This is a genomic window from Aequorivita viscosa, from assembly GCF_900106795.1.
GTDB classification, from domain to species: Bacteria; Bacteroidota; Bacteroidia; order Flavobacteriales; family Flavobacteriaceae; genus Aequorivita; species Aequorivita viscosa.
This window is the reverse complement of record NZ_FNNS01000032.1, coordinates 1-26,894: the sequence shown is the minus strand read 5'-3', so window position 1 is coordinate 26,894 and position 26,894 is coordinate 1. Positions and strand designations below refer to the sequence as shown.

24 protein-coding genes and 1 pseudogene are annotated in these 26,894 nt (G+C 35.3%); 18 read left to right on the top strand and 7 right to left on the bottom strand.

Annotation, left to right across the window (positions count from 1 at the left end; translation table 11 throughout):
• The first annotated feature begins 282 nt into the window (after positions 1-282).
• The 6 genes from BLW28_RS14360 to BLW28_RS14335 all read left to right on the top strand — a co-directional run bounded on the left by BLW28_RS14360 (position 283) and on the right by BLW28_RS14335 (position 4,768).
• Positions 283-633 (top strand): hypothetical protein, encoded by a 351-nt coding sequence (locus tag BLW28_RS14360; RefSeq protein ID WP_073221544.1) that lies wholly within the window; start codon positions 283-285, stop codon positions 631-633.
• Positions 634-753: 120 nt separating this feature from the next.
• Complete coding sequence (locus BLW28_RS14355; RefSeq protein WP_073221547.1) at positions 754-1,161, top strand: DoxX family protein; 408 nt, start codon at positions 754-756, stop codon at positions 1,159-1,161.
• Positions 1,158-1,595, top strand: coding sequence for a DsrE family protein (locus BLW28_RS14350; RefSeq protein ID WP_073221551.1), 438 nt, complete (start codon positions 1,158-1,160; stop codon positions 1,593-1,595). The genes BLW28_RS14355 and BLW28_RS14350 overlap by 4 nt, the downstream gene beginning before the upstream one ends.
• A 63-nt stretch (positions 1,596-1,658) precedes the next feature.
• On the top strand, positions 1,659-2,045 hold the full coding sequence (locus tag BLW28_RS14345) for a DsrE family protein (protein WP_073221554.1): 387 nt from the start codon (positions 1,659-1,661) through the stop codon (positions 2,043-2,045).
• A gap of 12 nt (positions 2,046-2,057) precedes the next feature.
• Positions 2,058-3,710, top strand: coding sequence for a bifunctional metallophosphatase/5'-nucleotidase (locus BLW28_RS14340; protein WP_073221556.1), 1,653 nt, complete (start codon positions 2,058-2,060; stop codon positions 3,708-3,710).
• Between the two features lie 461 nt (positions 3,711-4,171).
• Positions 4,172-4,768: a TlpA family protein disulfide reductase gene (locus tag BLW28_RS14335; protein WP_073221560.1), complete on the top strand. Its 597-nt coding sequence runs from the start codon at positions 4,172-4,174 to the stop codon at positions 4,766-4,768.
• A gap of 286 nt (positions 4,769-5,054) precedes the next feature.
• On the opposite strand, the gene BLW28_RS14330 is transcribed toward BLW28_RS14335, so the two are convergent.
• Complete coding sequence (locus tag BLW28_RS14330) at positions 5,055-5,648, bottom strand: hypothetical protein (RefSeq protein ID WP_073221563.1); 594 nt, start codon at positions 5,646-5,648, stop codon at positions 5,055-5,057.
• A 292-nt stretch (positions 5,649-5,940) separates the two neighbouring features.
• On the opposite strand from BLW28_RS14330, the gene BLW28_RS14320 reads away from it, so the two are divergent.
• From BLW28_RS14320 to BLW28_RS14310, 3 genes are read left to right on the top strand one after another with little or no spacing between them, the layout of a single operon-like run.
• Positions 5,941-6,687: an AAA family ATPase gene (locus tag BLW28_RS14320; protein WP_073221568.1), complete on the top strand. Its 747-nt coding sequence runs from the start codon at positions 5,941-5,943 to the stop codon at positions 6,685-6,687.
• A 53-nt stretch (positions 6,688-6,740) separates the two neighbouring features.
• Positions 6,741-7,589, top strand: a complete 849-nt coding sequence (rlmF, locus tag BLW28_RS14315) for a 23S rRNA (adenine(1618)-N(6))-methyltransferase RlmF (protein ID WP_073221571.1) — start codon at positions 6,741-6,743, stop codon at positions 7,587-7,589.
• Between the two features lie 41 nt (positions 7,590-7,630).
• Positions 7,631-8,440, top strand: coding sequence for a DUF1853 family protein (locus BLW28_RS14310; protein WP_073221574.1), 810 nt, complete (start codon positions 7,631-7,633; stop codon positions 8,438-8,440).
• A gap of 205 nt (positions 8,441-8,645) precedes the next feature.
• On the opposite strand, the gene BLW28_RS14305 is transcribed toward BLW28_RS14310, so the two are convergent.
• The 3 genes from BLW28_RS14305 to BLW28_RS14300 all read right to left on the bottom strand — a co-directional run bounded on the left by BLW28_RS14305 (position 8,646) and on the right by BLW28_RS14300 (position 10,942).
• Positions 8,646-9,908, bottom strand: coding sequence for an OmpA family protein (locus BLW28_RS14305; protein ID WP_073221577.1), 1,263 nt, complete (start codon positions 9,906-9,908; stop codon positions 8,646-8,648).
• Positions 9,909-10,146: 238 nt separating this feature from the next.
• Positions 10,147-10,299: a hypothetical protein gene (locus BLW28_RS15830; RefSeq protein WP_177165900.1), complete on the bottom strand. Its 153-nt coding sequence runs from the start codon at positions 10,297-10,299 to the stop codon at positions 10,147-10,149.
• A gap of 58 nt (positions 10,300-10,357) precedes the next feature.
• Positions 10,358-10,942, bottom strand: coding sequence for an RNA polymerase sigma factor (locus tag BLW28_RS14300; RefSeq protein ID WP_073221579.1), 585 nt, complete (start codon positions 10,940-10,942; stop codon positions 10,358-10,360).
• A gap of 251 nt (positions 10,943-11,193) precedes the next feature.
• Between BLW28_RS14300 and uvrA the strand changes: the two genes are divergently transcribed.
• Positions 11,194-13,971: an excinuclease ABC subunit UvrA gene (gene uvrA, locus BLW28_RS14295; protein ID WP_073221582.1), complete on the top strand. Its 2,778-nt coding sequence runs from the start codon at positions 11,194-11,196 to the stop codon at positions 13,969-13,971.
• Between the two features lie 277 nt (positions 13,972-14,248).
• Entirely contained in the window at positions 14,249-15,442 is a 1,194-nt protein-coding gene (locus tag BLW28_RS14290) for a hypothetical protein (RefSeq protein ID WP_073221584.1), read from the top strand.
• A 60-nt stretch (positions 15,443-15,502) separates the two neighbouring features.
• On the opposite strand, the gene BLW28_RS14285 is transcribed toward BLW28_RS14290, so the two are convergent.
• Together BLW28_RS14285 and BLW28_RS14280 are read right to left on the bottom strand one after the other, a co-directional pair.
• Entirely contained in the window at positions 15,503-16,786 is a 1,284-nt protein-coding gene (locus tag BLW28_RS14285) for a glycosyltransferase family 4 protein (RefSeq protein ID WP_073221587.1), read from the bottom strand.
• On the bottom strand, positions 16,783-19,221 hold the full coding sequence (locus tag BLW28_RS14280; protein ID WP_073221590.1) for a YfhO family protein: 2,439 nt from the start codon (positions 19,219-19,221) through the stop codon (positions 16,783-16,785). The genes BLW28_RS14285 and BLW28_RS14280 overlap by 4 nt, the downstream gene beginning before the upstream one ends.
• A 357-nt stretch (positions 19,222-19,578) precedes the next feature.
• Here BLW28_RS14280 and BLW28_RS14275 point away from each other — a divergent pair, with 357 nt between their 5' ends.
• The 6 genes from BLW28_RS14275 to BLW28_RS14240 all read left to right on the top strand — a co-directional run bounded on the left by BLW28_RS14275 (position 19,579) and on the right by BLW28_RS14240 (position 24,418).
• On the top strand, positions 19,579-19,836 hold the full coding sequence (locus BLW28_RS14275) for a hypothetical protein (protein WP_073221592.1): 258 nt from the start codon (positions 19,579-19,581) through the stop codon (positions 19,834-19,836).
• A 109-nt stretch (positions 19,837-19,945) separates the two neighbouring features.
• On the top strand, positions 19,946-21,139 hold the full coding sequence (locus BLW28_RS14270) for a hypothetical protein (protein ID WP_073221595.1): 1,194 nt from the start codon (positions 19,946-19,948) through the stop codon (positions 21,137-21,139).
• Positions 21,139-21,591: a hypothetical protein gene (locus BLW28_RS14265; protein ID WP_073221598.1), complete on the top strand. Its 453-nt coding sequence runs from the start codon at positions 21,139-21,141 to the stop codon at positions 21,589-21,591. Before BLW28_RS14270 ends, BLW28_RS14265 begins: the two co-directional genes overlap by 1 nt.
• A 646-nt stretch (positions 21,592-22,237) precedes the next feature.
• Positions 22,238-23,137, top strand: coding sequence for a hypothetical protein (locus BLW28_RS14255; RefSeq protein WP_073221604.1), 900 nt, complete (start codon positions 22,238-22,240; stop codon positions 23,135-23,137).
• Positions 23,137-23,613, top strand: coding sequence for a hypothetical protein (locus tag BLW28_RS14250; protein WP_073221606.1), 477 nt, complete (start codon positions 23,137-23,139; stop codon positions 23,611-23,613). The genes BLW28_RS14255 and BLW28_RS14250 overlap by 1 nt, the downstream gene beginning before the upstream one ends.
• A gap of 325 nt (positions 23,614-23,938) precedes the next feature.
• Complete coding sequence (locus tag BLW28_RS14240; RefSeq protein ID WP_073221612.1) at positions 23,939-24,418, top strand: hypothetical protein; 480 nt, start codon at positions 23,939-23,941, stop codon at positions 24,416-24,418.
• An 887-nt stretch (positions 24,419-25,305) separates the two neighbouring features.
• Here the strand turns inward: BLW28_RS14240 and BLW28_RS14225 are convergent.
• Positions 25,306-26,160, bottom strand: a complete 855-nt coding sequence (locus BLW28_RS14225; RefSeq protein WP_073221632.1) for a hypothetical protein — start codon at positions 26,158-26,160, stop codon at positions 25,306-25,308.
• Positions 26,161-26,625: 465 nt separating this feature from the next.
• Between BLW28_RS14225 and BLW28_RS14220 the strand changes: the two are divergent.
• A pseudogene (locus BLW28_RS14220) lies at positions 26,626-26,894 on the top strand (IS982 family transposase); the annotation flags it as partial.

The window sequence follows — 26,894 nt, the reverse complement described above, 5'->3', positions numbered from 1 at the left end:
TTGTGGTGAAAATTTACTTCGTCTCATAATACTGTTTAAAATTAAGATAATTATTCTACTTTTAAACAGTTCGGTTTAAAGGGAAGCTTACAAAAGTACTTTGTCTAAGTCAAGGATAGTAAGTGTAACAATAAAGACATTTATAAACTCACTATAAGCTTCCAAATAAAACCTGAAAATATTTAATTCTTACGTCTCACTTCTCAACTCTCACATTAAAAAAACCCTCTTCTGTAACCTAAGTTACACTCAGTTTCTATATAATCGTTAGTTTTGCCCTTAATGAAACAAAAGAACCTCATAGCTTTTTTGTTGACAGGACTTTTCCTGGTAAACCTGTTTGTTGCCAATTCTGGTAACTTACTCGGATTATTGTCTGGAGAAAAGATCGCCGTTGTAAATCCGTTTTGCAAGAAATTAAAAACCTCTAATACGGGAGGAGATACTACACTGATAGAATATGAATTAGCACAGGCTTTGGAAATTCCTGTTATTTGCACTACAGTTATTGACTTCAAGAATCCATCTTTCACACTTATTCTAGCAGAAGACAACTTCAAGAATTACATTTTCAACGACGAACTGTATTCTGAACTATTTTCGAAACGCTTCTATATTCCTCCGCGCGTCTAGTTTGATCCACCTCGTTTCTATTTTAAACATTTTCTTTGGGAATAAAGCCCTTGGACTATAGCATTAGATCCTCGACTTATTATCCAAAGTCAGTATTCACAATTTTAAAATCTTTCTCAGATGAATTCGACACTCACGGTGAGTTGGCGCAGCGTTCAGTTGCTTCGTATCTTGGTAAGCGGTATTTTTTTGGTGGCAGGTCTAAATCACTTAATCGAAATTGAAAAAACCGTTTCTCGTATAGAAGCGGCTCAATTTAAAGGGTTTGCTGCAATTTTCGGGAATTTAGAGCTTTTAGTAATCCTCTCAGGCATAGCAATGCTTATCGCTGGTTTCAGTTTTATGATAGGATTTAAAACTCGCTGGGCTGCAATTGTGTTGCTCGCCATTCTAATTCCCATTTCAATTACTATCCAAGTAGGACAAATTACTACTCTAGGACCTTTATTTAAGAATATTGCCATCGCAGGTGGTCTATTATTCTTTATTTTAAACGACATAAAAACAATTAAAAAACAAAAACTATGAAAACAATTCTTTCAACCCTAATATTATCCTTTGTACTTATGTCTGCAAACGCACAAAAAAGCGCAAGCAGTATGGCTACCAAAAATGAAAATCCAGCAGCCTATAATTATGTTGTGATGACTAAAAAAGTAGATCAATTATATCCCATTCTACTTGCCGCCGCACACTTGGCAAAGGAGGACAAAAAGCAATTTGGTCAATTTGAAGTTATTATCTGCGGAAAAGATATAGGCGAAATGACCGATGAACAGAAAATGGAGAAACATTTAAAAGAAGCTGAAATGTTAGGAGTAAACATTCTGGCGTGTGGATTTTCATTGAAAAAATTTGATGTAAATCCTGAAAAAATACCTGGAAATGTAAAAATTGTAGAGAACGGAATTCTACACAATATGGAACTACAAAAGAAAGGATATTTAAGCCTAGAGCTTTAGAAAAAATCTATCGGGATTTTACAGTCCTATATCTTTTTCTATAAAATTCTAAAAAATTAAATCATGAAAAATTCGATTGCGATTATAATACTATTTCTGAGTCTGGGCGTGACGGCACAACAGAAATTTGAAACCACAAATTTTGTGATTTTAACTTCAAACATAGATCAAATTGAACCTATTCTAATGGCCGCTCAAAATGAAAGCCGTGAAGGAGAATTTCAAATTGTGTTCTATGGCAGCAAAGTGAAACAATTGAGTAACGATAGCTTCAAGGAAAACCTAAAACTAGCTGAAGAATTCAATGTAAAGCTCTTTGTTTGCCAGATGTCAATTGAACGATTAAAAATAGACCTCGCCACTATCCCTGAGGAAATCACGCTGGTAGAAAACGCATTTCTGTATGCTTTACAGCTTCAGAAAAAGGGGTACAAAACATTAAATCTTTAAGAAAAACTCAAAATGAAAATCAATAATATTTTTACAGCCGTAGCTATTATGGCTGGCGCAGCTATGCTTTTTTCCTGTCAGAACACCGTTGGAAAAAACACCCAATTAGCGCTAAATTCACAAGACACCTTGAAAATAACAATCCTTCAAACTGCCGATATTCACGGTCAATTAGACCCACATCCTGAACTATTTTGGGAAAATGAAGAAATTGTATTTAAAGAACGTGGCGGTTTGGCAAACATCAAAACTTTATTTGATGTTGAAAGAAAGAAAAATCTAGACAACACCATTATTGTTGATGGTGGGGATTTAATTCAAGGAAGCGGTTATGTAGCCCATTCTGAAGGAGAAGTGATGGTGGATGTTATAAAAAACATGGGATACGACGTATTGATTCCTGGCAATTGGGAAGTTATCTACGGGAAAGATAAAATGCTCGATATCTATGAGCGTTTTGAAACCCCTACAATTGTTCAAAATATGCTACACGATGAAACCGACGAGAATCTATATCCTTCCTATTTAGTAAAAGAAATCAATGGCGTTCGATTGGGATTTATTGGCATCAACGATCCAGATGTTCCGGTTAGACAAAACCCTATTTTCAGTGAAGGAATCAATTTCACCCAAGTCGATAACAGCGTAAAAGAACTTATCGATAAAGTGAAAATTGAAGAAAAAATAGACGTGATGTTCCTGGTTACACACATTGGAATTTACAAACAAGTAGCCCTTGCAAGCAATCCCATCGCCGAAAATGTGGATTATATTTTAGGAAATGACACTCACGAAAGAGTGCGCGAAATGATACAAGGAAAGTATGCAAAGGTTACTGAACCTGGTGCTTTTGGATCTTTTGTTGGAAAACTGAATTTATATTTTGTCGACAACAAATTGGTGAAAGACGATTACGAATTAATCGATGTAGATCCAGAAATATACGCCTCCGACCCGGAAATTCAAGCCATAATTGATAAAAACAAAGCACCTTATAAAGAAAATCTGGAAACTGTAGTTGGATATACCAACGCACCAATGTATCGATACCTAACTGTGGAAAACCCAACAGACAACCTTGTTACCGATGCTGCAAGGTGGAAAACAGGTGCCGATATCGCTATTTCAAACGGCTTCCGATTTGGGAATCCTATTGTGCCTGAAAATGGAAAACCCGCCCCGATTACCCGAGCAAATCTTTGGAATCTGTTACCAGTAAACGAACCTGTAAAGACTGGAAAAGCAACTGGAAAACAAATAAAAATGTGGCTCGAAAAGGAAATGCACAATGCTTTTGCTCGAAATGCAACCGAGCGTTTTGGAGGATGGCTGGTGCGTTTTTCAGGCATGAAAGTAGAATTCAGCAGTCAGAACGACAGAAACCAGCGAATAAAATCAATTGAGGTGAACGGAGCGCCGCTAGACGAAAGCAGATATTACACCATCTCTGCCTGTGAGCGACCTGGCGACCCGGAAGATGTATTGTGTCGAATGTCTGGTGTAATTGACGTAGAAACTAAGGACTACACTATTCACGAAGTCGTAGAGGAATACCTAAGCTTACATTCGCCTATAAATCCAAAATTGGACGGACGTGCTTATTGCGATTATTTAGGGGAGGTTTCGTTTTCTACTGTTCCGGGAACGGATTATATTTTCAGGTAACAATCTGTACGTTACGTAAGTTCCTCGATTAAGCGCGTCCAAGAATACGAGATTTAAATAACTTGAATTGCCTATGTTCAACCATGTTTCGATCTCTGAAGTAGTTTGGCTAAAGCCAACAGCTTTTTATTTATTATCCCGAGCTAAAGCACGGGGTTATTCAAAAAGGTAATAATGAATAGCCACGGTGCTTTAGCCCGTGGTTAAAAGTTGAAACCAAAATGGGCTTTAGCCAAATATTAAAACTCAATTAACAAATCAGTTAGAAACAATGTATTATACCAACCAAAGCACAAAAGAATCGCAAAGCTTAATTTAAAATAGTTTATCTCTTGGCGAACTTAGCGATTGGCTCAGCGTCCTTTGCGTGAAACATTTTTTTAATTTAAAAATCAATTAATTCCCAAAAACAAAAGATTTTAAGGCGACACTAATTAGTAATAAACTCAATAAAAACAGTTATGAACAAAAAACTTAAAAAGAACCTGATTGAATACGGCATATTTGGAGTCATTATTCTCGGTCTATATATATCTGGCCTCCATACCGAAGTAATTGGTTTCGCTCAACGCGGCTTGTTAGCAACCGGAGCGATGAACCCAGACGTAGCTCAAGTTGAAAAAGAACTCACTGCAGTTGACAATTTAGTAACAAAAGCCGATTTTAATATGACTTTGATTAATTCAAAAGGAGAAAAAGTAACAATGGAGCAATATCGCGGCAAGGTTATTTTTATTAACATTTGGGCTACTTGGTGCCCTCCTTGTGTAGCGGAAATGCCAAGTATTAATGCTATGTATAACGACATTGACAAAGATAAAATTGAAGTACTGATGATTTCCTTTGACCAAAAGTTTGAAAAGGCAATTCAGTTTAAAGACAGAAAAAACTTTGATTTTGAAGTTCACAAAGTAATAGGTCGTTTACCACAGATGTATAACACGAATAGTATTCCAACTACCTACATCATTGATTCAAAAGGAAATTTGGTTTTTACCCATCAAGGAATGGCCGACTACAATCGCCAAGATTTTAAAGATTTTTTGAAGAGTTTATAGATACTTCATTGTAAAAAAAAACCATTAAAAAACCCGAATTCTACATTAGGGATTTTGATGGGTTTTAATGAATTATGTACAATTTTTCTATAACTAAACTATGGCTTATAAAAAAGAAGGGGTTCTATTCTAGAATCACTCTATACATTAGTTAATAATTGTATAGCTCCAGACTAAACCCTTCCTCACATCAATAAAATTTATTCGGCACGTTTCGTATAATTAATCCGAGACATTTAATTACCTCATCAAAAGCAAATTAATTCCGCCAATAAGTTCTTAACGACTATTTATTAGCGCTCGCTGGCGAAATCATTATATGTGAACGATGTGTATTGGCATCCATCAACCAAGGCATTCCGGGTGCTTGTGGCTTTGTAGGCAATCCAGTGCTTTCGCCAGTCATATAAGGCTTGTAAAGCACATATCGGATTCTGCTGTTTGCCAATTCCCCGGTTTTGGTATCTAAATTACTTTCCTCGGCGCCCAACACATAGACCATTGCTGGTTCTAAAGGCATTTTAAGTTTCCCTGCATCTATTTCTTGTTTACGGATTTCACGTTTTTCCACCTCAGATTTGCCTTCGGCTTTCAACTGTCTACCACGAGCCATAAACGATTCCAATTCTACTCCATAACAAGCTACACTTATTCCATCTTTATTGGGGTCGTCTGCAAGACAAATCAGGCCATTCGTTCCTTCCCGAAGCGTAACCAGTTCACCGTTTTTATTATATCCTAAAACAGTAGCCTCATCCTGATACATCTCTGGAGCGGCTTGAATAGCCATTTTTATCTGAATTTCAGCAGGGAGAATTTTTGATTGAGCAAAAACAGAAAGACCTCCTAAAGCAAATACAACTACAAGTAATTTTTTCATATTCTAAATCTTTAAAATTGAAAGTTTAAGATACAAAATATTATAGAATTCAATCGGTTTATTAATGTAGCCAGCTGAATATCTCTTTTTTATAGAAATGGATTTTAAAGTTTGAATTCTCAAGATATCAATTTTTTTGTTTAACCACTTGAACAAACAAGTATGTGAAATTAATAACGAAAAACAATTAGTGTTAAAAAAATGTACATCGATATAACCAAATTTCTTACTAAGAAAAGTCAAGCTTCATGTAAAAAGGTTCGTATTTTTGCGGCCTTAAACAGGAGGCAAAATGGCACTATCAGATTATATTATCAATTCTAACGAAACACCCCTCAGTTTGGAGGAAATTCATTTAAGTGATGAAAATAAAGGTTCTTTAAAACAGCTTTTAAAGGAATTTAAATACGTGGCCATTCTAAACCAGTTTCAGCTTCCTGTGGACAATAAAATATTTTTATTTGGTCATACAGGCTGCGGTAAAACAACTACTGCCAAAGCCATTGCACAAGCACTAGGCAAAAAAATAATAATCTTGAATTTGGGAACTATAGTTTCTTCCCGCTTGGGTGAAACTTCAAAAAATATAACTGAAGTCTTTAAAAAAGCAATTCGTGAAAAAGCTGTTTTGTTTCTAGACGAATTTGATTCTATCGGCAGACTGCGCGACCATGACGACAACGATTCTGCTGAAATGAAACGATTGGTGAACACAGTAATTCAATTAATCGACGAACTTCCAAACGACACATTACTGATTGCCGCCACCAACCATTCCAAAGTTATTGACATCGCATTGTTACGACGTTTTCAACTTAAACTGAAATACGAGTTACCTACGAAAAAGCAATTAGATGTTTATTACAATTCTCTTTTGTCACAATTTCCAGAGGAGTTCAGAAATGTGGATCGTGTTTATAATATTTCGTACGCCGAGGCTAAAGACATAACATTTAGAGCTGTTAAAAACGTAATAATAGCTAATGAAGAAAGTAAAGCTCAAACCGAATTACTAAAAAATTCAGAACAAAGAGTTTAGACTGGTTGGTTCCAAACTGATAGTAGTATCTTTACCATTCTAAAGAACTACTTGTGCATCCCAAAAACCCATTTATTAAAGACTACAATTTTGAAGACCTTGTAGCAAACCATCCACCATTAAAGCCATTCGTTTCAATAAACGAACACTGCAACAAAACAATTAATTTCGGAAACCACGAGGCGGTCAAGGCGCTTAATACTGCCTTGCTAAAAGAACATTTTGGAATTTCCTATTGGAATATCCCCGACAATAATCTCTGTCCGCCTGTTCCTGGGCGTTTAGACTACCTATTGCACGTAGCGGACTTACTTCCCAAGAAAGACATCCACTTGCTAGACATAGGCACAGGAGCCAACTTAATCTATCCTATACTTGCAACTCGCCATTTTAACTGGAAATGTACCGCAACCGAAGTAAATCTCGATTCGTTGCGCAATGCACAGGAAATTATAGACAAGAACACGGACTTAAAAGATATCAAATTGCGTCATCAACAATTTAAAAGCACTATTCTGGTAAATATTATTAAACCAACCGACTATTTTGATGTAGTGGTTTGTAATCCACCGTTTTTTAAAAATAGCACTGATGCCGAAAAAAACAATTTACGGAAATTCAAAAACCTGAAGCTAGATGAAGAAAGCACTAAAAACTTTGGAGGACTTAGCAATGAATTGTGGTATAAAGGCGGTGAAGAAGGATTTATAAAAAAAATGGCTGAAGAAAGTGTTCCATTCAAAAATCAAGTCCAATGGTTTACTGCTATCGTTTCACAGAAAGATAATTTAAAAAACATCAAAAGGGCCATCAATAAAACTAAACCTGCTGAAGTGAAAATAGTCGAGATGGAACAAGGCAACAAACAGAGTCGTTTTATTGCCTGGACATTTCGAGCGTAATAATTTCACACAATTAATTTCAAAATTAAACTTTATATTTTGTGAGCTCAAAGGGTACAGAAATTTTAAATTCATTTATATCTGCTCCTGAACTAAAACTAAATTCAGAAACATATCCATTCCTTAATTTCAGTTTTTATAAAGAAGAAATAGCTGAAAGTGAATTCATTTTTCCTAAGAACTCAATTATAGGACTACAAGCGGAAGGGTGTTTTGAAGCGTTTTTAAAGAATTCGAAACACTATAGATTATTGGCGTCAAATCTTCAAATTCAAGGAGAAAAAGGGACTATAGGAGAATTAGATTACATAGTACAAAATCAAGCCACCGATGAAGTTGTTCATATTGAATTGTCATGCAAGTTTTACTTATACGACAATAAAATAACCACTTCAGAAGAATCAAAATGGATTGGACCGAACCGTAAGGACAGTTTATACGACAAGTTGGAGAAACTAAAGTCGAAACAATTCCCGCTCATTAGGGCTTCAGAAACGATTGAAACATTGGAAGGTCTTAACATAGATGTTCCATCCACTCAACAACTTTGTTTAAAAGCTTTTCTATTTGTTCCAAAAGAAATAAACCTCAACAGTTTTTCAAAGGTTTATCAAGACTGTATTGTTGGATATTGGATGCGACAAAAAGACTTCATACAGGAAGATCAAGATGCACTTTTTGCAATCCCAACGAAAAAAGAATGGCTACTGCCTATAAGTCAAATTACCTCGTGGATATCGTATAACGAACTAAATATAGAAATCAAAAGGAATTTAAAAAACAAGAAATCTCCCTTGATATATAGAAAAAAACGAAAGAAAACAGAACGATTTTTCGTCGTTTGGTGGTAGGATATCTTTCCTGACAACCCACTAATATTAAATGCTACTAAAACTAATTTCTTTAAGTTATTCAATACAATTTACTAAGGGGAGAAATTAGAAATAAATCTGCCTAGCTTAAGCATAAAATGTGGTAACCGAAAAAACGTGAAATAAAAAAAGACCTCCAATAATGAAGGTCTTTTTTATTATTAAATTATGTGTAATCTAAATATTATTTCAATTTGAATGTTACTCTTCTTACAAGCTGTCTTGCTGGTGAAGAATTCTTATCAACACTTGCATCTTGACCTCCACCAGAATAGCTAAGTCTGTCTGCAGAAACTCCTGTAGCGATAAGTATATCGTACACTCTCTTCGCTCTTCTTTCAGAAAGTTTTTGGTTGTAGTCAGCATTTCCAATTTCATCAGCGTAACCAATTAATTCTGCTTTTGCCGAAGGGTTTTCTTTCATATACTTAGACAAGTAATTGATAGCTTCTAACGAGTAGTTTTCTGGTTTATCACTATTGAACTGGAAGTAAACATTTACATACCCATCATCAAGTAAATTTTTCACAGAACCTTTAGATCCACCAGAAGTTGCAACCGCATCTCCTTTCTTAACATAAAGCTTGTCTAAAGATGATTCTAACTCATCTGGGATACCATTGTTATTCTTATCGATAGCACGACCTTTAGTGTCAACAGCTACCCCAGAAGGTGTGTTAGGCTCGCGGTCTAAGTAATCTGGCACACCATCCTGATCTGAATCAATCATATCAGTTTCAATCTTCGATAATCTAGCTTCGTGATCAGCAAATTTCTCATCTAGCATAGATTCATTAGATGTCCAATCTGCGTGCTTTTCGTTTTTACCTAAGTAAAACGTAAGACCTATAGAAAAGTCCATCATATAACCATCAAAGCCTCTTTTTTTACTTGTTCCAGTACCATCCCAAGTATAGTCTTGTCTAATGTTACCAATCAAGGAAGCATCACCAGTTAAAGCTACTCTATTTCCAAGCTTAAGTTGAGGAGTAATACCAACGATCATATTAAGCATTTGATCAGTTTTACTACGATCTACTGGTTCTTTTGCGTTTAACCTAGAATATCCTGCACCACCGTGAGCTAAAATGCCAAAAGAATTAGTCCAAGTATCAAAATCTAAAATTGAACCAACATTTACAACTCCTTGTAAGGAAGTACGCAGGTAATTACTTTTAAAAGGCAGACTATTGCCACCATCCTTAAACATACTATACCCAGCGTCTAACTTCACCCCAAAGCGGTTGTTAAACATATAACGAGCCCCGAGTGCAAATTGCCCGAAGCTTGGAGTACTAGTATGATACCCCGATGCAACTGGTCTTGCAGGTTTGTTAAGCCCTCCAGCAACTTCAATAGACCATCTATTAAAATCTTGATTAAGCGTCTCTTGCCCTATTACTAAGGAAGTGATGAGTAAGGTTGAGATTAGAATAATTTTTTTCATAATTAATGATTTTTAAGCGAAGATAGTTATTTTTTTAAACACACATCATAAATTTGCGAAAATTTATAGTGAAGATAAACTCAGTTAGCCTTAATATTTTAATAAAAATTAACTATTGAGCCAACAAGTCAATACAAACTTACAACAATAACTTTGTTTTCATAAAATTTTTCACAAAAAAATAATCTGAATTATTCAAAAAAAACCCTGAAAAGCTAATTCCAGGGTTTTCCAAAGTTTAGTTAAGAAGCGCTTCAAACTTCTTATTATGGCAATCTATAACACTTAAAGCCATCGAATAATCCAGAAGGAACCGAATAGTCTCCTCTTTTGGAACGAGTTTTTTATTCACGCCGTCCAAACGTGATGTGTTAGAGTATAATTTTTGCATAGAGTATGGTTTTGAGGTTATTACTCTCAAAGAACGCAACAAAAATTACTTTATTGTATCAATTAGTTAATATAATATTGTGTTTTTCAATAACCTTTCTCAAATTAATAAGTGCATATCTCATTCTTCCCAATGCTGTATTAATACTAACCCCTGTTTGCTCACTAATTTCTTTAAAACTCATATCCTTATAGATACGCATAATTAAAACTTCTTTTTGATCATCTGGCAGTTCTTGTATCAGTCTTCGAACGTCATCTTCAACTTGACCTTTGATTATTTGCTTTTCAATATTCAACGCATTATCACTTAAAACCGAGAAAATATTGAAGTCGTCATTATTTTCAAATTTCGGCATACGATTATTTCTTCTAAAATGGTCTATCACCAAATTGTGTGCAATACGCATTACCCAAGGAAGAAATTTTCCCTGCTCGTTATAAGCACCTTTTTTAAGAGTTTTAATTACCTTTATAAAGGTATCCTGAAAGATGTCTTCAGAAACATCTCTGTCAAAAACCTTTGAATATATAAAGCTATAAACCCTTTGTTTGTGTCGAGTAATAAGTTCGCTAAGGGCAGATTCGTTGCCATTCATATAGGCGTTTACTAAAAACGCATCAGAGCTAGTGCTTTGTTTCATATCAATGCTTCTTTAAGAAATAAACAACAGTAAAAATCGTTGCTTGATTAAAATGTTTATTCGTTAAGAGTAATGATATGCTATAGGCAAGAATATTTTAAAATGTTAAGAGCGGTAAATATAAGAACAATGAATATACAAATGCAAAAAAAAGGTTAATTTTTACAATAAAATATTTAATATCCTCTTAAGCATCAAGGTCGCACTGATATGGTATCTTTGCAAAATAGCTCAAATAAAGAACATAAACATTGGATATAAATACAATAGATATCAAAAAAAGCATCGTTATACAGGGTGCAAAACTTCACAACCTTAAAAATATATCGGTAGCAATTCCAAGAAACAAGCTAGTGGTTATAACAGGACTTTCGGGCAGTGGAAAATCTAGCCTTGCGTTCGATACACTCTATGCCGAAGGACAGCGTCGATATGTAGAAAGCCTTTCAAGTTACGCACGCCAATTCCTGGGTCGTCTCGACAAACCCAAAGTCGATGCTATTAAAGGAATTTCTCCCGCGATTGCTATCGAGCAAAAAGTGAACGCAACGAATCCCCGTTCAACAGTAGGTACTTCAACAGAAATATATGACTACTTAAAACTACTCTACACAAGAATCGGAAAAACTATTTCTCCTGTTTCTGGTAGGGAAGTCAAGAAAGACACTACTACCGACGTTATTAACTTTATAAAAAACTTTCCTGAGGGAGAAAAGCTCCTCCTCCTAGCACCCATACACTTGGAAGAGGGACGAACTATGGAAAACAAAATCCAAGTGTTAGCTCAACAAGGATACTCTAGAGTGAAAGCCGATGGAGAGGTTGTAAGAATTGATGATATTGACAAAAAATCGCTTCCAAAGAAATTAGACTTAGTAGTCGATAGAATTATTACTAAAAACGATGAAGACTTTTACAATAGACTTGCCGATGCCGTAGAAATAGCCTTTTTCGAAGGAAAAGGAGAGGTTTATATCGAAGAAATGTCTACAAATAAATCCACCGAATTTAACAACCGTTTTGAAGCCGATGGAATCATTTTCATGGAGCCAAACGTACATTTATTTAGCTTCAACAATCCGTATGGTGCTTGCCCAGTATGTGAAGGTTATGGCGATGTTATAGGAATTGACGAAGACCTAGTTGTCCCTAATACTGCCCTTTCAATTTTTGAAAATGCTATCTTCCCGTGGCGCGGAGAAAGCATGAGCTGGTATAGAGACCAATTGGTAAACAATGCCTATAAATTCGACTTTCCTATTCATAAACCTTGGTTTGAACTTTCTGAAGAACAAAAACAGTTGGTTTGGGACGGCAACCAATATTTTGAAGGACTAAACTCCTTTTTCGCGTTTTTGGAATCTAAAAGCTATAAAATTCAAAACAGAGTAATGCTCTCCCGCTATCGCGGAAAGACCAAATGTAATACCTGCAAAGGAAAACGCCTTCGACCAGAAGCTAGCTACGTTAAAGTAAACGGAGTTGCTATTCAAGAACTTGTTGAGCTTCCATTAGATAAAGCCGCAGATTTTTTCAAAAATCTTGAATTATCAGATTACGACACCCAAGTTTCAAAACGCTTGTTAGTAGAAATTAATAACCGAATCGGTTTCCTTCGAGAGGTTGGACTAGGATATTTAACGCTCAATCGAAAATCGAATACCCTTTCTGGAGGAGAATCTCAACGCATTAACCTAGCAACTTCATTAGGTAGCAGTTTGGTGGGTTCTATGTATATATTAGACGAACCAAGTATCGGACTTCACCCAAAAGATACAGAACGATTGATTGTCGTTTTGAAATCACTACGCGACCTTGGCAATACTGTTATTGTTGTTGAACACGATGAGGATATAATGAAAGCTGCAGACGAAATTATAGACATAGGTCCTGAAGCTGGTACTTTTGGCGGTGAAGTTGTAGCACAAGGCAACTACAGCGAAATTTTAAAATCCGATTCGCTTACTGCAAAATATTTAAATGGTGAAATGGAAATAGAAGTTCCGAAAAAACGTCGCACTTCAAAACGAAACATTTCCATTAGCGGGGCGCGTCAAAATAATTTGAAAAATATTGATGTGGTCTTTCCTCTAAATTCATTTACAGCCGTTACGGGAGTTTCTGGAAGTGGAAAAAGCACATTGGTACGGAAAATTCTATATCCAGCTCTACTTCGTGAAATAGGAGGATATGGCGAAAAACCAGGTCAGTTTTCAGAAATAAAAGGAGACTTTGATACTGTAAAAAGCATCGAATTTATTGATCAAAACCCAATTGGTCGCTCTAGCCGAAGCAATCCAGTAACATATATTAAAGCCTATGATGATATTCGAAATTTATTTTCATCTCAGAAACTTTCTGATATTCGAGGATACAAACCAAAACACTTCAGTTTTAATGTAGACGGTGGCCGATGTGAAACCTGTAAAGGAGAAGGCGAAGTAACCATCGAAATGCAATTTATGGCCGATGTACATTTGGTATGCGACACCTGTAACGGAAAGCGGTTTAAGAAAGAAGTATTGGAAGTAACTTTTCAAAATAAAAACATAGACGATGTTTTAACAATGACGGTTGATGATGCCGTTGCCTTTTTCGCGTTACATAAACAAGACAGAATTGCAGCTAAATTACAACCCTTGCAAGATGTTGGTTTGGGCTACGTACAACTAGGTCAAAGTTCCTCAACACTGTCTGGAGGTGAAGCACAACGTATCAAACTTGCTTCTTTCTTAGTAAAAGGAACTTCTAAAGACAAAACCTTGTTTATTTTCGATGAACCTACCACTGGACTACATTTTCACGACATCAAAAAGCTTTTAGCTTCGTTTTATGCCCTTCTTGATCGTGGTCATACTGTAACAGTTGTAGAGCACAACTTAGATCTTATTAAATGTGCCGATTATATTATTGATTTAGGACCTGAAGGCGGAGAAAAAGGAGGGAATGTTGTCGCGCAAGGAACTCCAGAGGAAGTGGCAAAATCTAAAAATTCCTTTACTGCAACTTATTTAAAAGAAAAATTATAGTCGCATTAGTAATATTTGGCACACTAATTGAAATCTAGTTAATCAATAAAGATTAGTTTTTTTGGTTGATTGGTTAGTTTAAAAATCCGTTGAAGCGTCATAATACTTCAGCGGATTTTTTTTACACAAGTTACTTCACACCCTCCACTCCACTGCACCTCTAAACACCTTACTGACTATCAATCACTTAAAACTGTGGCACGGTCGTTGTTTATACATAAACAAGTTTGACAAATTAAAAGTCAACGCAAGTACGAACCCTTTAAATTTCACAATTATGAAAAATCTAGCACTCATTTTCAGCATCCTTTTAATGGGATTTTCAGCTAATGCTACATCCTTAAAAAGTGAAGACAATTACAGAAGAGGTTACGACGGCAATGCATATATTTTTTTAGAAGGTGGTGTAGAGTTTTCTATATTCCCCGACGGCCAATTCGACTTTGTATACCTTGGACCGCAAAACAACTCTCAATTAACCATAAGCACTCCAAACGTAAATGTGAGTTTCAACTCAGGATACAATTACGACACCTATGTACAATACGATGTTTATGGAGCGGTAATCCAGATAGAAAATGTTCCTATATATTATGACGAATACGGTCGAATTATTCGTGCAGGAAACGTTGATATTCGTTACAACAACAGACGTATTGTACGTGTTGGCGGAATGCACATAGTTTATAACAATTATGGTTATTTCTCACATTGTACTGGCGCTATAAATGTTTATAACCCGTATTATATATATCGCCCTTGGCACGTTTACTACGGAAGACCAATCTACACACACGTAATTGTTTATGATTATCCGTACAGAAGACATTATCAGCCAGTGCGCTACAATTATCACGACCACGTGCGTTATTACAAAAACAGAAATAATGTAGCCTATAACAATGGTAGACGTGACTTTTACCGCCCAGGAAGTCGGGTGCATCATAAAGATGGACGCGTAGTGAGGAACAAGGATTATGATCCAAATCGTCGCAATACTATGATTGCCACTACTGGTCGAAACAACAGTTCCGTAAAGAATTCCCGAACAAATGATATTGGTAATACACGAAGTAACACTAAGGATAATCGCAATACAACTATGGTTAAAAATTCTCGTTCAAACAGCGCGAGTGTGAACACCACTAGAACAAATTCATCTAGCGTACGCTCAAATAATAAAAGTGAAAATAGATCGACAACAGTAAGAACGGCAAATACTCGAAATACTAACAATACGGTTCGCTCAAATAACACAAGACCTATTAGAAATACTCAGCATAGCACAACCTCTTCTAACAACAGAGGCACTTCGGTAACGCGAAACAAAACACAAGCTCCTAAAAGAACAACTACAACAAGTAGTACTTCAGTTAGAAGCACAAATACAACTTCTGGTAGAAATACCGCTGTAAAAACGTCTAGAGGAAATTCGTCTAAGCAAAACAGCAGTGTAAGAACAAGAGGATAAAAATAGTTTTTTGGTTGGTTGGACCTCCGCAATTCATCTCTGGTGAAGCGCGGAGGTTTTTTATTGCAAATTCTGAATTGTTAACGCCATTCGTCTTGTCAATTCCCTCCTACTGTATTTTTCAATTCCTTGAGAAGAAATACTTAGACTGCCATTTTTAAAATCTGAATAATATCGTAGCATTTCGGATTCGAGTGCTTCTGCATCAGAATAATTAAAATATGTACCCGCCTGAGTTTCTTCAACAATTCCTTTAATATCGCTTCCCTTTGGCCCCAATGCAATAATCGGGCGCCTTGCTGCTAAGTATTCAAAAAGCTTTCCTGGAATGATCGCTTTGGTTTCTGCACTGTCTATTTCCACCAAAAGAAGCAACTGACTCTGATTTTGCATTTTTAATGCTTCGGAATGGGATACATAACCTGTAAAAACAGAATTCATTATAAGATTATTGCTATCAAGACTTTTCTTAATCTCTTCACTAACAGCACCTGCAAACTTCAATTGTAAATCTTCTTTAAAAGAAGGGATTTCTTCTGAAATTTTACGCAGGGTTTGCCACAGAACCTCAGGATTTCGTTCACTCAACAACGACCCAATATGCGAAATGGAAAACTTCGCATCTAATGAAACCGATATTTCTTCTGAAGTATCAAATCCATTCGTGATTACCGCAATAGGTTTGTTTGTAATACGTCCGAATTCCATTTTAGTAGTCGGACTCGTTACCACAACCGTATCTGCCGAATTCAGCACCGCAGCTTCCAATTCTTTATGCTTTCTCTCCGAAGCTTTATTCAGTCGAAGTGATTTGTGATAATGAATCGTAGTCCAAGGATCTCGGAAATCGGCAATCCATTTAATTCCTAATTCTTTTTTAAGCTGCATTCCTATAAGATGAAGGCTATGCGGCGGTCCAGTCGTTATTAAAACATCGACAGGGTTTTTAGTAATATATTCAGAAAGAAATTTTACCGAAGGTTTTACCCACCCCACACGCGCATCAGGGATAAAAAAATTGCCTCTAACATAGAGCATCAACTTTTCAATTGCAGAGGATTCTTTTTTCGGAATAATACCACTGCTCATCTGCTTGGTTTTCTTTTTTGAGAAAGCGCTTGCAAAATGATACGGCTCTTTAATGGGATGTTTTAAAATTTCAATATCTGAAGGAACCTCATTTGCGAAATTTTCATCTACCAACGGATAACTGGGGTTTTCAGGAATATATACAATGGGTTCCACTCCAAATTCACGGAAATACTTCACGAACTTTAACCATCGCTGTACGCCCGGCCCACCTGCTGGCGGCCAATAGTATGTAACGATTAGCGCGCGTTTCATTTATTTGCTATTTCATTCTTCCGAAAAACAAAATAAAGTCCGCTCAATAATATGAGAAGGAAGATCATACTGCTTACCAACGAAATGGTGCTTCCCGTTTGGATAACTTGCGGTTCAAATTTAAACTCAATTCGATTATTCCCTGGCGGAATAACCATAGCTCGCAACACATAATTAGCCCTAAAATATTCTGCAGGCTCTCCGTTGATGTATGCATTCCAGCCTTTATCGTAATATACATCTGAAAAAATAGTCAGTTGTGGCGTTTTTGAAGAAGATTCATACACCAAGTGATTGGGTTGATATTTAAAAAGGTCTATCGTTGCGGTGCTATCTCTTTCAATTTTTTCAGTAGGAATTTTTGAAAGAAACTCTTTGTTTATAACCGCAGTTTTCTTGGTGTCTAAACTGTCCAAGAGTGCAATTTCCTCATTGGCGTTCGCTGCCGGTTGTACATTTTCTACAAACCACGCATTGCCGTTGGCATACGGATTTCGCTGTGCTACTGGTCCGCCGTTTTTATTCTGAACAATGATGTAGCGAACGTTCATCATATTCAGGATTCCTACATTTCCTCGGCTGATATAGAATTCAAATAAATCCTGCATGCGTCCCGGTTTAGCCGCATGATATCCGCCCAAAGCATTGTGAAAATAACTCGCTCGCCCACTGTTAAAGGCATTTACCGTAGCATCATATACTCTATAATGATCTTCATCTTCTAAAATCTGAATATCCGCTCCGTTTTTCTGAAAGGGTTGATCTACCGCTCTAGCTTGTACAAAAGCCTCTTCATCTACATATCTTCTATCCACGCCCACCAAATCAATTACAATAAATAATGTAAGTGCGGCAATTGCCAATCCATTTTTCAAACTTCCTTTAATTACGGCCCACAATACACCTGCTGCCAAAAGCACAAAAATTAGAGAGCGAATTGCATCTGAAGTAAACAAGGCCATCCTATCTTCGCGAATCGCATCTACAAACGGCAAGCCCATTTCGTCCCTAAAGTAGCTGTCATACGGACTAGCAAAATCGAATAAGGTCGATTTAAAGAGGATAAATAATAAGGTGATTCCGCCTACTACACCAGCAGACCACAATAGCGATTCCTTACGTTTCTTGTCATCTAAAGAAGTACAAAAGAACTTATGAAGCCCGACTACGGCAAGTATTGGGAGTATCAATTCAATAATCACTTGTATGGAAGAAACCGCTCTAAACTTATTGTACATCGGCACATAATCGATAAAAAACTCGGTAAGTCCGCTAAAGTTTTTCCCCCAAGAAAGAAGAAGCGTTAAAACAAAGGCAGAAACCGTCCACCATTTTAATCTTCCCTGAAGTAGGAACAAAGCTAAAACCGCAAGAAAGATGACAATCGCGCCAACATACGCAGGTGCGCCCACAAAAGTCTGGTCGCCCCAATACATCGGAATCTGCCCAACAAACTGATTTGCTTCTTGCGGAGAGGCACCCATTCGCATCAATTCTTCCACAGTTTTTGAATCCTTTGGAAATGCTTCCGAAGAACTTCCACCCATAAATCGCGGGATAAACAGATTAAAACTCTCTAACTTTCCGTAGCTGTATTCCGTAATATAGTCAAAATCCAGTCCTGTTTTATTATCCTTCGGAGTGCCATCAGCGTTTATCGTAAGTTCGGTTTTTCCTCTGGTCGATGCGTCGGCATATTCCTTTGTGGCGAGGATGTTTGTGGCATTTAACCCAAGGGCAATAACAACTGCCCCAACCATGACTCCAACTGCCTTAAAAAACTGAGGTAAAATTTTCTTTTGGTACGCATCAATCAGATAGACAATGCCAATGATTATCACCAGAAGCATCAAATAATACGTCATTTGAAAGTGATTGGCGACCAATTCCAAAGCCATTGAAACCGTTAGCAAGAGAAAACCATATAAATATTTCCCTCGAAAAGTAAGAAATATACCGCTTAAAACAAGCGGCATGTAGGCTATAGCGTGAGCCTTGGCGTTGTGGCCAACGCCCAAGATAATAATCATATAAGTTGAAAACCCAAACGCCAAAGCCCCGAGAAAAGCCAGTCTATAATCGACTTTTAGCACCAAGAAAAGAATGTACATTCCAATAAAATAAAGGAATAAATAATCTGCAGGCCTAGGTAAAAACCGAATTGCCAAGTCAAGTTCTTTGATATAATTGTTTGGGTATTTGGCTCCCAATTGATACGTAGGCATACCCCCAAAAGCGGCGTCGGTCCAATAGGTCTCCTCCCCTGTTTCGGCGCGGAAATCGTTTTGTTGTTTCGCCATTCCAGTATATTGCACAATATCACTTTGGAATATCTTCTTTCCCTGTAAAACTGGGTTGAAATAAGCCAGTGCTGCTACAACAAACAGTAAGATAACAACCAGATGCGGGAGAAACTTTTTAAAATTGGACTGCATAATGAGATGTGTCAATTTGAAGCGGGGAAATTAGTTAAAATATGCAAGACATCCGAAGGAAAAAATAACTGTTAGTGGAATTTTGGTTCAAGTCTTACTATCTTGGAAGGTTGTTGGTTGTTGGTTGTTGGTTGTTGGTTGTCTAAGCTAATTGACTTTCAAACTACTTAAAACACATTTTAACATTGTTTTAACATATCTAAAAATCCTTAAATATTTGTTAATGGTTATGTTTGTGGATAACCAAAAACCAGGTTATGACTATGAAAAATATTTTTACTTGTTATTATTACTTAAAAGCCCTAATTATCCTATGTTGTACAGGCGTATTTTTGTTTACTTGAAGTTGTAATAAAGATGATGCCTTTTAACGAAGATCATCAAGATTTACATACTCAAGAAAGACCCCAAGGATTCATAGATTTTGCAACATTGAAGAAGCATATTGGCACAAGTACTGCTTTTACAGCCAACATTAAATATTTAGACATAAATAGAAATGCTCCCCTGCAAGGGAAAGGTGTGGAGTTTGTAGATGCTTATATAAATACAAATAAGATACATTTAATAGAGACAGATTCTCTCAATTTTTTATACGTTAAAAGTCATCAATAATAATCCAGACGATAAAGCGAACACGTTTTATCATTTAGTTTTCGAAAAGAATCTCGTAACCGGAACGGTTAGTTCTGTTATTTTACAATATGATCCGGAACTTAGTTGGTTGTTTGATAAATCTCAACCTTTTAAAGGGAAAATTAAAATGTTTGACAATGATTTTATAACACTTGAAGACTTAATAAATGGCGCCTATATAGAAAATGGTGTTCGTACCGCACCTTGTACATTTGCTTCGACTAGTAGTTGGATTTGGGAATGTCCGAATGGGCATACAGGTCCAGGGCCATACGGCAATGGAACTAAAGTATGTGGGGGTAACTGGGTAATAACGGTAACTAATATCCCCTGTGCTTCAGGTGGTGGCAATGGAGGCGGTGGCGGATCGGGCTCCACTCAGACCGTTATTTTTGAAATATGCGATGATCTAGCGCTACCGGGAGAAGGCAATAGCGAGGACTGCGAAGATCAGTATGCAGATTATTTTACGCCTTATATGTGTGAGGACAATCCGAATATTCCCTTCATCAATAACTGGGCGCAAAATAACCAACAAGCGGCAGGAGAACTTGCCAACTATCTGGCGAACAACTTCCTCAATGATGATGAAGATGAAGATGACTGTGCGGAAGTTGATTTTGAGCATATAGTCATTTTAGATCAAGAATTTGTAGACAATAACTGTTTATATTATGTATATGAAGACATGGGTAAGGCCCCAACCTTTAATAATTATTTGAAAAATTTTGAAGGTACAATGTCTGTGGCGAATTTGAGGTTTTCATCATCTACATCTTTGCCATCAAACATAAATGCTACAACCAGTGCACCAGAGAATTATATGATAACCATTACTTTTAATGAGAATAATCTTGATAGACCTTCATTATCGGTGGCACGTACTATGATTCATGAAATGATACATGCAGAAATATTTAGAAAATTATTATCTGTATGGCAGCATCCGAGTCTTGGGGGAATGACTGTATCAGACCTGATTTTAATTAAAGATGATTATCCGGGTTTATATGATTATTATATTAGATGGTATAACAATATTCCAATCGGAATAAACATAACTTCCGCACAACATCAAGCGATGGCACAGCATTATAGAAGTATCATTACTCAAGCAATAAAAGAATATTCTAACAACCAATATTCTCAAGATATATATGATGCATTGGCATGGGCAGGATTAATGAATACCATTGCTTGGAATAATCTATCTCTATCTGAAAAAAATCAAATTATACAGACTATAAATAATTTTGAAAATAACAACCCCAATTGTCAATAATGAAAAAAAAATATTTATTACTTATTTTCATGCTTATGGTTTGTTTCTTTGGACAATCACAAAATCCTGAAAAATTATGTGTATGCTTCTTTCAAGGGAATGATTATATTGATATCAAAATACAAAATAGAGATTCAACATACACTTATTTTAAAGTTGTTCGTGAAGGTTTTGAAACTGAAGAAGCAAGAGAAATTGCCTTCAAACAATATAGAAGCAACCTATTTGATCTTCCACCAAATTTTTATTTGACTTTTATTGCTGTAGAAAGGCCAATAAAATTTGATTCCATTGATGAGATTAATTGTGCTGCTACCATAAGTTTAAATGAGTATCGCAAAAACAGTTATAAAAGACCTGTGGGCACGCATAGTAGTTTGTTTGTTTTTATCCAAGAAAATACTGATAAGACATTTTTAAAATGGAATGTATTAATGGAATCTATTGAATAATTGTGTTACTATAAAAATGCAGCAATTGGAAAAATGTACCTTTACAGGATAGACTGGATATCATAGATATATATAAAGATTTTAAAGCTAACAATCCAAATTGTCAATAATGAAAAGTCGAAAGTTTTTACTTTTTTTACTAATAGCGGGGATTAATTTTAATAATGTTTTTTCCCAATCAAATTTTTGTATCTGTTTTCATAAAGATACCAAATATATAAAGTATGGCGTTAGCAAAGATTCAACTCTTACATCTTTTGGAATTACTAACAAGGGATATGAAACAGAAGCGAAAAGGAAATAGGCGTTTGAGGATTACCGAAAAAGAGGACCAGTTAATTATCCGATATTTACAACTAACTATATTTCAGGAAAACCAATTAACATCATTTCAATAAATGATGTTAATTGTGCTATTGTAGTTTCTGTAGAAGATTTTAGACAGCAAAACTTTAATTATCCACCTGGAGTTGGGAGCAGTGTTGTATATTTTATAAAAAAACAATCGGATGATAATTTTTTAGTTTGGCAAGCAATTCAATTAGATTAAAAGGACAGATTAGCACACGAAGGAGGCCCAGAAAATAGCGAGGACTGCAAGGATCAATATGCTGATTATTTTACTCCTTATATTTGTGAGGAATATGTGGATTTTACCCTGGTGAATAGTATCAACAATTGGGCACCCGGAAATTTGGAGACTGCCACCGCTTTGGCAAACTATTTAGCAAATTGTTACTCCGAGGATGACGAAGATTTTTGTGCAGAAGTTGATTTTGTAGAAAAAGTTATAAAAGATTCGAGCTTTAAGGATACAAATACAGAATGTATTCATGAGAAAATGAAAACGAACCCAAATAGTATTTATTCTAAAATGTTTGCTCATTTTAACGGAACAACCGGTAAGTTTCTGCATTTAAAAGTAGGAAATACACCCTCAGGAGACTGGGGAATAACTCGGGGCAGTGATTCAAACGCCCAATTCTATACCATTACCACAGATAGCGACATAAATACGAATGGTTCGAACTTAATGAAGTATGTTACTCTTTGCCATGAAATGATACATGCGTATATGTGGAGTAGTCTGGAAGATGCTGGACTTCTGATTTTTGACCAATATGGAATCCCCGATCCTAGTTTTGATTGTGTTGATTATGATATTCCTAATTTAAATGATATTTCTCTGGAAGATAGATTTGTTGCGGTTATATGTGCGATGGATAATGCTCAGGTAGAAAGTGGTCTATGGTCTCACGAACTCTTCAATAAAAACGTTTTCGAGATTGAAGATTATAGACAGGCACTGGAGAATTTTTTGATAAATGAGTATGATTGGAACAGTGAGAGCCAAAGTTTTCGAACGGAAGCAGAAAACGTTTTTGGCAGCAATTGGAAACAAGAGGTGGCAAGAGCTATTTCATGGCGTGGTCTCGAAGAAACAAGCGGATATTTACCATACAGAAATAACTATGATGGTTTTCAATATTTATACATAGTAAACATAATTACTAAAATTGAAAATGGTAATAAAAACTGTCAATAATGAAAAATCTCATATTATTTTTATTTGCAGTATTTGCTACAAGCTTCTGTTTTTCACAAGAAGATATCTATGTTTTAATCAAAGAAACCCCAGATATTAAACATATAGCATATAAGTCAGATACTATTCAACATGACCAGTATTATATTAAGCTAAGTCCTCAAAAAAGAAAAATCACTTTATCCATTATTAATGGAAATCTTCGTAAAACTTCACGAGGCGGTGTTGCTAGCAGAACGACACTTAATTTTATATATCAAAATATAAATGGAAATAATAACCCAACACTAATTAAAAAAGATTCAATTAAGAACGAAATAAACTACGAAGAAATGATACTTGCAAAGGATTACAAAAACTTGATAGAAACCCTAAGAAGCTTTAAAAATGTGTATTTAATTGACGAGGCATCCTTTTTTGATGGTTATTATATTGCTAAAAAAATTGAAAAACCTTCTTTTTTACCCGGGTTATGAAATTAAAGCCTATAAACGACAATGCATTCATAATTTAATTAATAAAAAATGTTTTTGAAATTGAAGATTATAGGCGAGCACTAGAGGATTTTTTGAAAAATGAGTATGATTGGAACAGTGAAAGCCAAAGTTTTCGAACAGAAGCAGAAAACATTTTTGGCAGCAATTGGAAACAGGAGGTGGCTCGTGCAGTTTCTTGGATAGGATTAGAAAAAACAAATAACTTTCTAGATTATATTGCTAGTTTTGGTTTTAATATCCATAAAATCAATTTTGCGCAGAATATTAAAATAAAAATTGCAACCTTAAATAAAAATTGTTCGTAATGAAAAAGATTCTATCAATAGTTTTTATTGTATTTAATTTAGCTTTTTGTTTCTCACAGGAAAATATTTATTTAATTATAAAGGAGGAATCCCCAAGGGTAAGAATTTTCAGACTTAAAACTGATTCGATCCAGCACAATCAGTATATAATCTCCTTATATATTGATAAAAGTAGAATTAAATACTCTATAGACAATGGTTTACTGCGAAAAGCAATTAACTATAAATGGAATGATGGTCAGGGGCTTAATTTAATATATCAAAACACGAACGGCGATAATAATCCAATTCTGGTTCTTAAAGACACCATTAAAAACACGATCCGATACGATGAAATGATCAGAGCTGAAAACTATCATAATTTACTCGAGGTTTTAAAAAAATTTAAGAACGTATATGTTATAGAAGAAGAATCTTATTTTGATGGCTTTTATGTAGCCAAAAAAATACAAGAACCACAATTTTCTGTAAGATTGTAATCTCACAATAAACGCACGAACTCTTCAACAAAAACGTTTTTGAAATTGAAGATTACAGACAGGCACTGGAGGATTTTTTGAAGAATGAGTATGATTGGGATAGTGAGAGCCAAAGTTTTCGAACAGAAGCGCAAAATGTTTTCGGCAACAATTGGAAACAAGAAGTAGCAAAGGCTATTTCTTGGGAGGGACTCGGAAAAACAAGCGGATATTTACCATACAGAAATAACTATAGTGGATTTCAATATCTATACATAGCAAATATTAAAACTAAAATTCAGAATACTAATAAAAACTGTCCATAATGAAAAAAATTATTAGTTTTTTATTTGCAGTATTTATTGCTGCCACCTGTCTGTCACAGGAAAATATTTATGTTATAATCAAGCAACATCCAGACATTCGACATTTTGAATATAGGTCAGATTCTATCCAACACGACCAGTATCATATTACGCTAAGTCCACAAATAAACAAAATAGAATTTTCCATTAAGAACGGTAAGCTTCACAAATATTCAGAAATGCGCGCTTATAATCGGACATCTTTCGATTTTACCTATTAAAATTTAAATGGAAATAATGAACCCATTTTAATTAGAAAAGACTCCCTTCAAAATAAAATAACTTATGAGGAGATGCTACTCGCAAAAGATTATCGGAATTTATTGAAGACCCTCAGAAGCTTTAAGAATGTGTACTTAATTGATGAAGCGTCCTTCATTGATGGTTACTACATTGCCAAAAAGATTGAAAAGCCATCTTTTTTAGCGCAGTTATAATTTCATATATCAAGACCGGTACATAATAAGGAGTTTTCTATTTCTTGATTAGAATCTTGATTGTTTTTGGAGATTGAGGGACTATCATATAAAGAACAGGGAGCTGTCAATTATTTATTTCATCCAATTTTGGGTCGTAGCCTGAAGTTGTCCCGTCCCAATAGGTTATAACATAATATTTCTTTGAAGTTCCACAAATATCCTCTATTACATTGCCTTTTTTATCTCGTATAATAGTGTTCTTTACTTTACCTTCTTCATTTATGCCATCTATACGATATCCGTGTTTATCATAAATATGAGTATAGTTTTTAATACCGTGTTTTTTTGAATAAGATGTAAAATCAACAACTAAATTTTCACCTCTTTTTTTATAAGTATATTTTACATCTTCCCTTTTAGTGCCATCCCTTTTAAAATAGGTTTTGGCAATAAGCCTATCACGGTTATCATAGAGATACTTTGGTCCCCAATTTACATTTCCGTTATACAATTTTTGTATTAAATTCCCGTTTTTATCATATCGAAAGGTTGTTTCAGAGCTACCTGATTTTCTTAATATAAGTTCACCACGTTTATTATAAAAAAAATCTTGTCTAAAAACGGTATCCTTGGCGGGTCTTAGAGAATAATTCAATTCTTTATTGTCTGTGTAATGATATGTTGTTTCTTCCTTCCCCAAATTATGGAAAATTCCCTTTCGTGAAGATAAAAGTTTTCCATTTCTATCAAAATTCACCAATAACAACAAACCACTAATATATGTTGAATCTTTTTTTATATACGAAACCCTATAAACTGATTTAACATCCCCTTTTAGGTTAAAGTGATTGGTTGTAATTTCAAAAGGCCCAAATGGGTTAGGATTCTCAGGTGCGTTTTTCCAATCTATGTAATTTGGTTTAAACGTTGAGCAAGAAGAAATTGTTATGAATACAAAAACTAATAATATTAACCTCATCTGCTTTTTAAAAGTTTAAATTTATACCGTATGTAGAATTTTAATATACAAACAATCTCTTAATTTAGTCATCTTCTACCAATAAAATTGATATTCTTTTGAAACATGGCCGCGCTGGCGAATCGACCGCGCTTAAAGCATTAATAATTTTTCAGGCTAAAAAGATTGAAAAGCCATCTTTTTTAGCGCAGTTATAATACTTTCATATACTTCGAACGCAGGTAAATGGAACCATAAAAACAAAGGAACAGACTAAAAATTATAGATTGAATATTTATGCAACGTTATCGTCACCGTTGAAGCATTTATTCGTAGAAAAGGGATGAAGAACAATTGTTGTGTTTATGCAAAGATTGTAGTTTACCTAAATAGAATGAATAACCCGTTGTGCATTATGATTTAAAAGAAAAAAGTTGTCCATATTACTGATAATCAGTATCTTGTTTTAGCTATAAAACATTATATATGAACAACTTAAGTGCAAATTACGAAAGAATATTGGAAGTTTTAAGAAAAATATCAAAAGATCAACTTTTACCCTATCAAAGGCGTGAACCAAAGCTCTGTGACTTGGAACTGATAAGTTTGAGTTTAACGGCTGAGTTTATGGGCATAGATAGTGAAAACGATCTTTTCAGAAAACTTCCCGAAATGATATATACAAAAATTGAGCGAAGTGTATACAACAGGCGAAGGCGAAGGCTCGCCAATGAGCTTGATAAAATTCGCTTAAA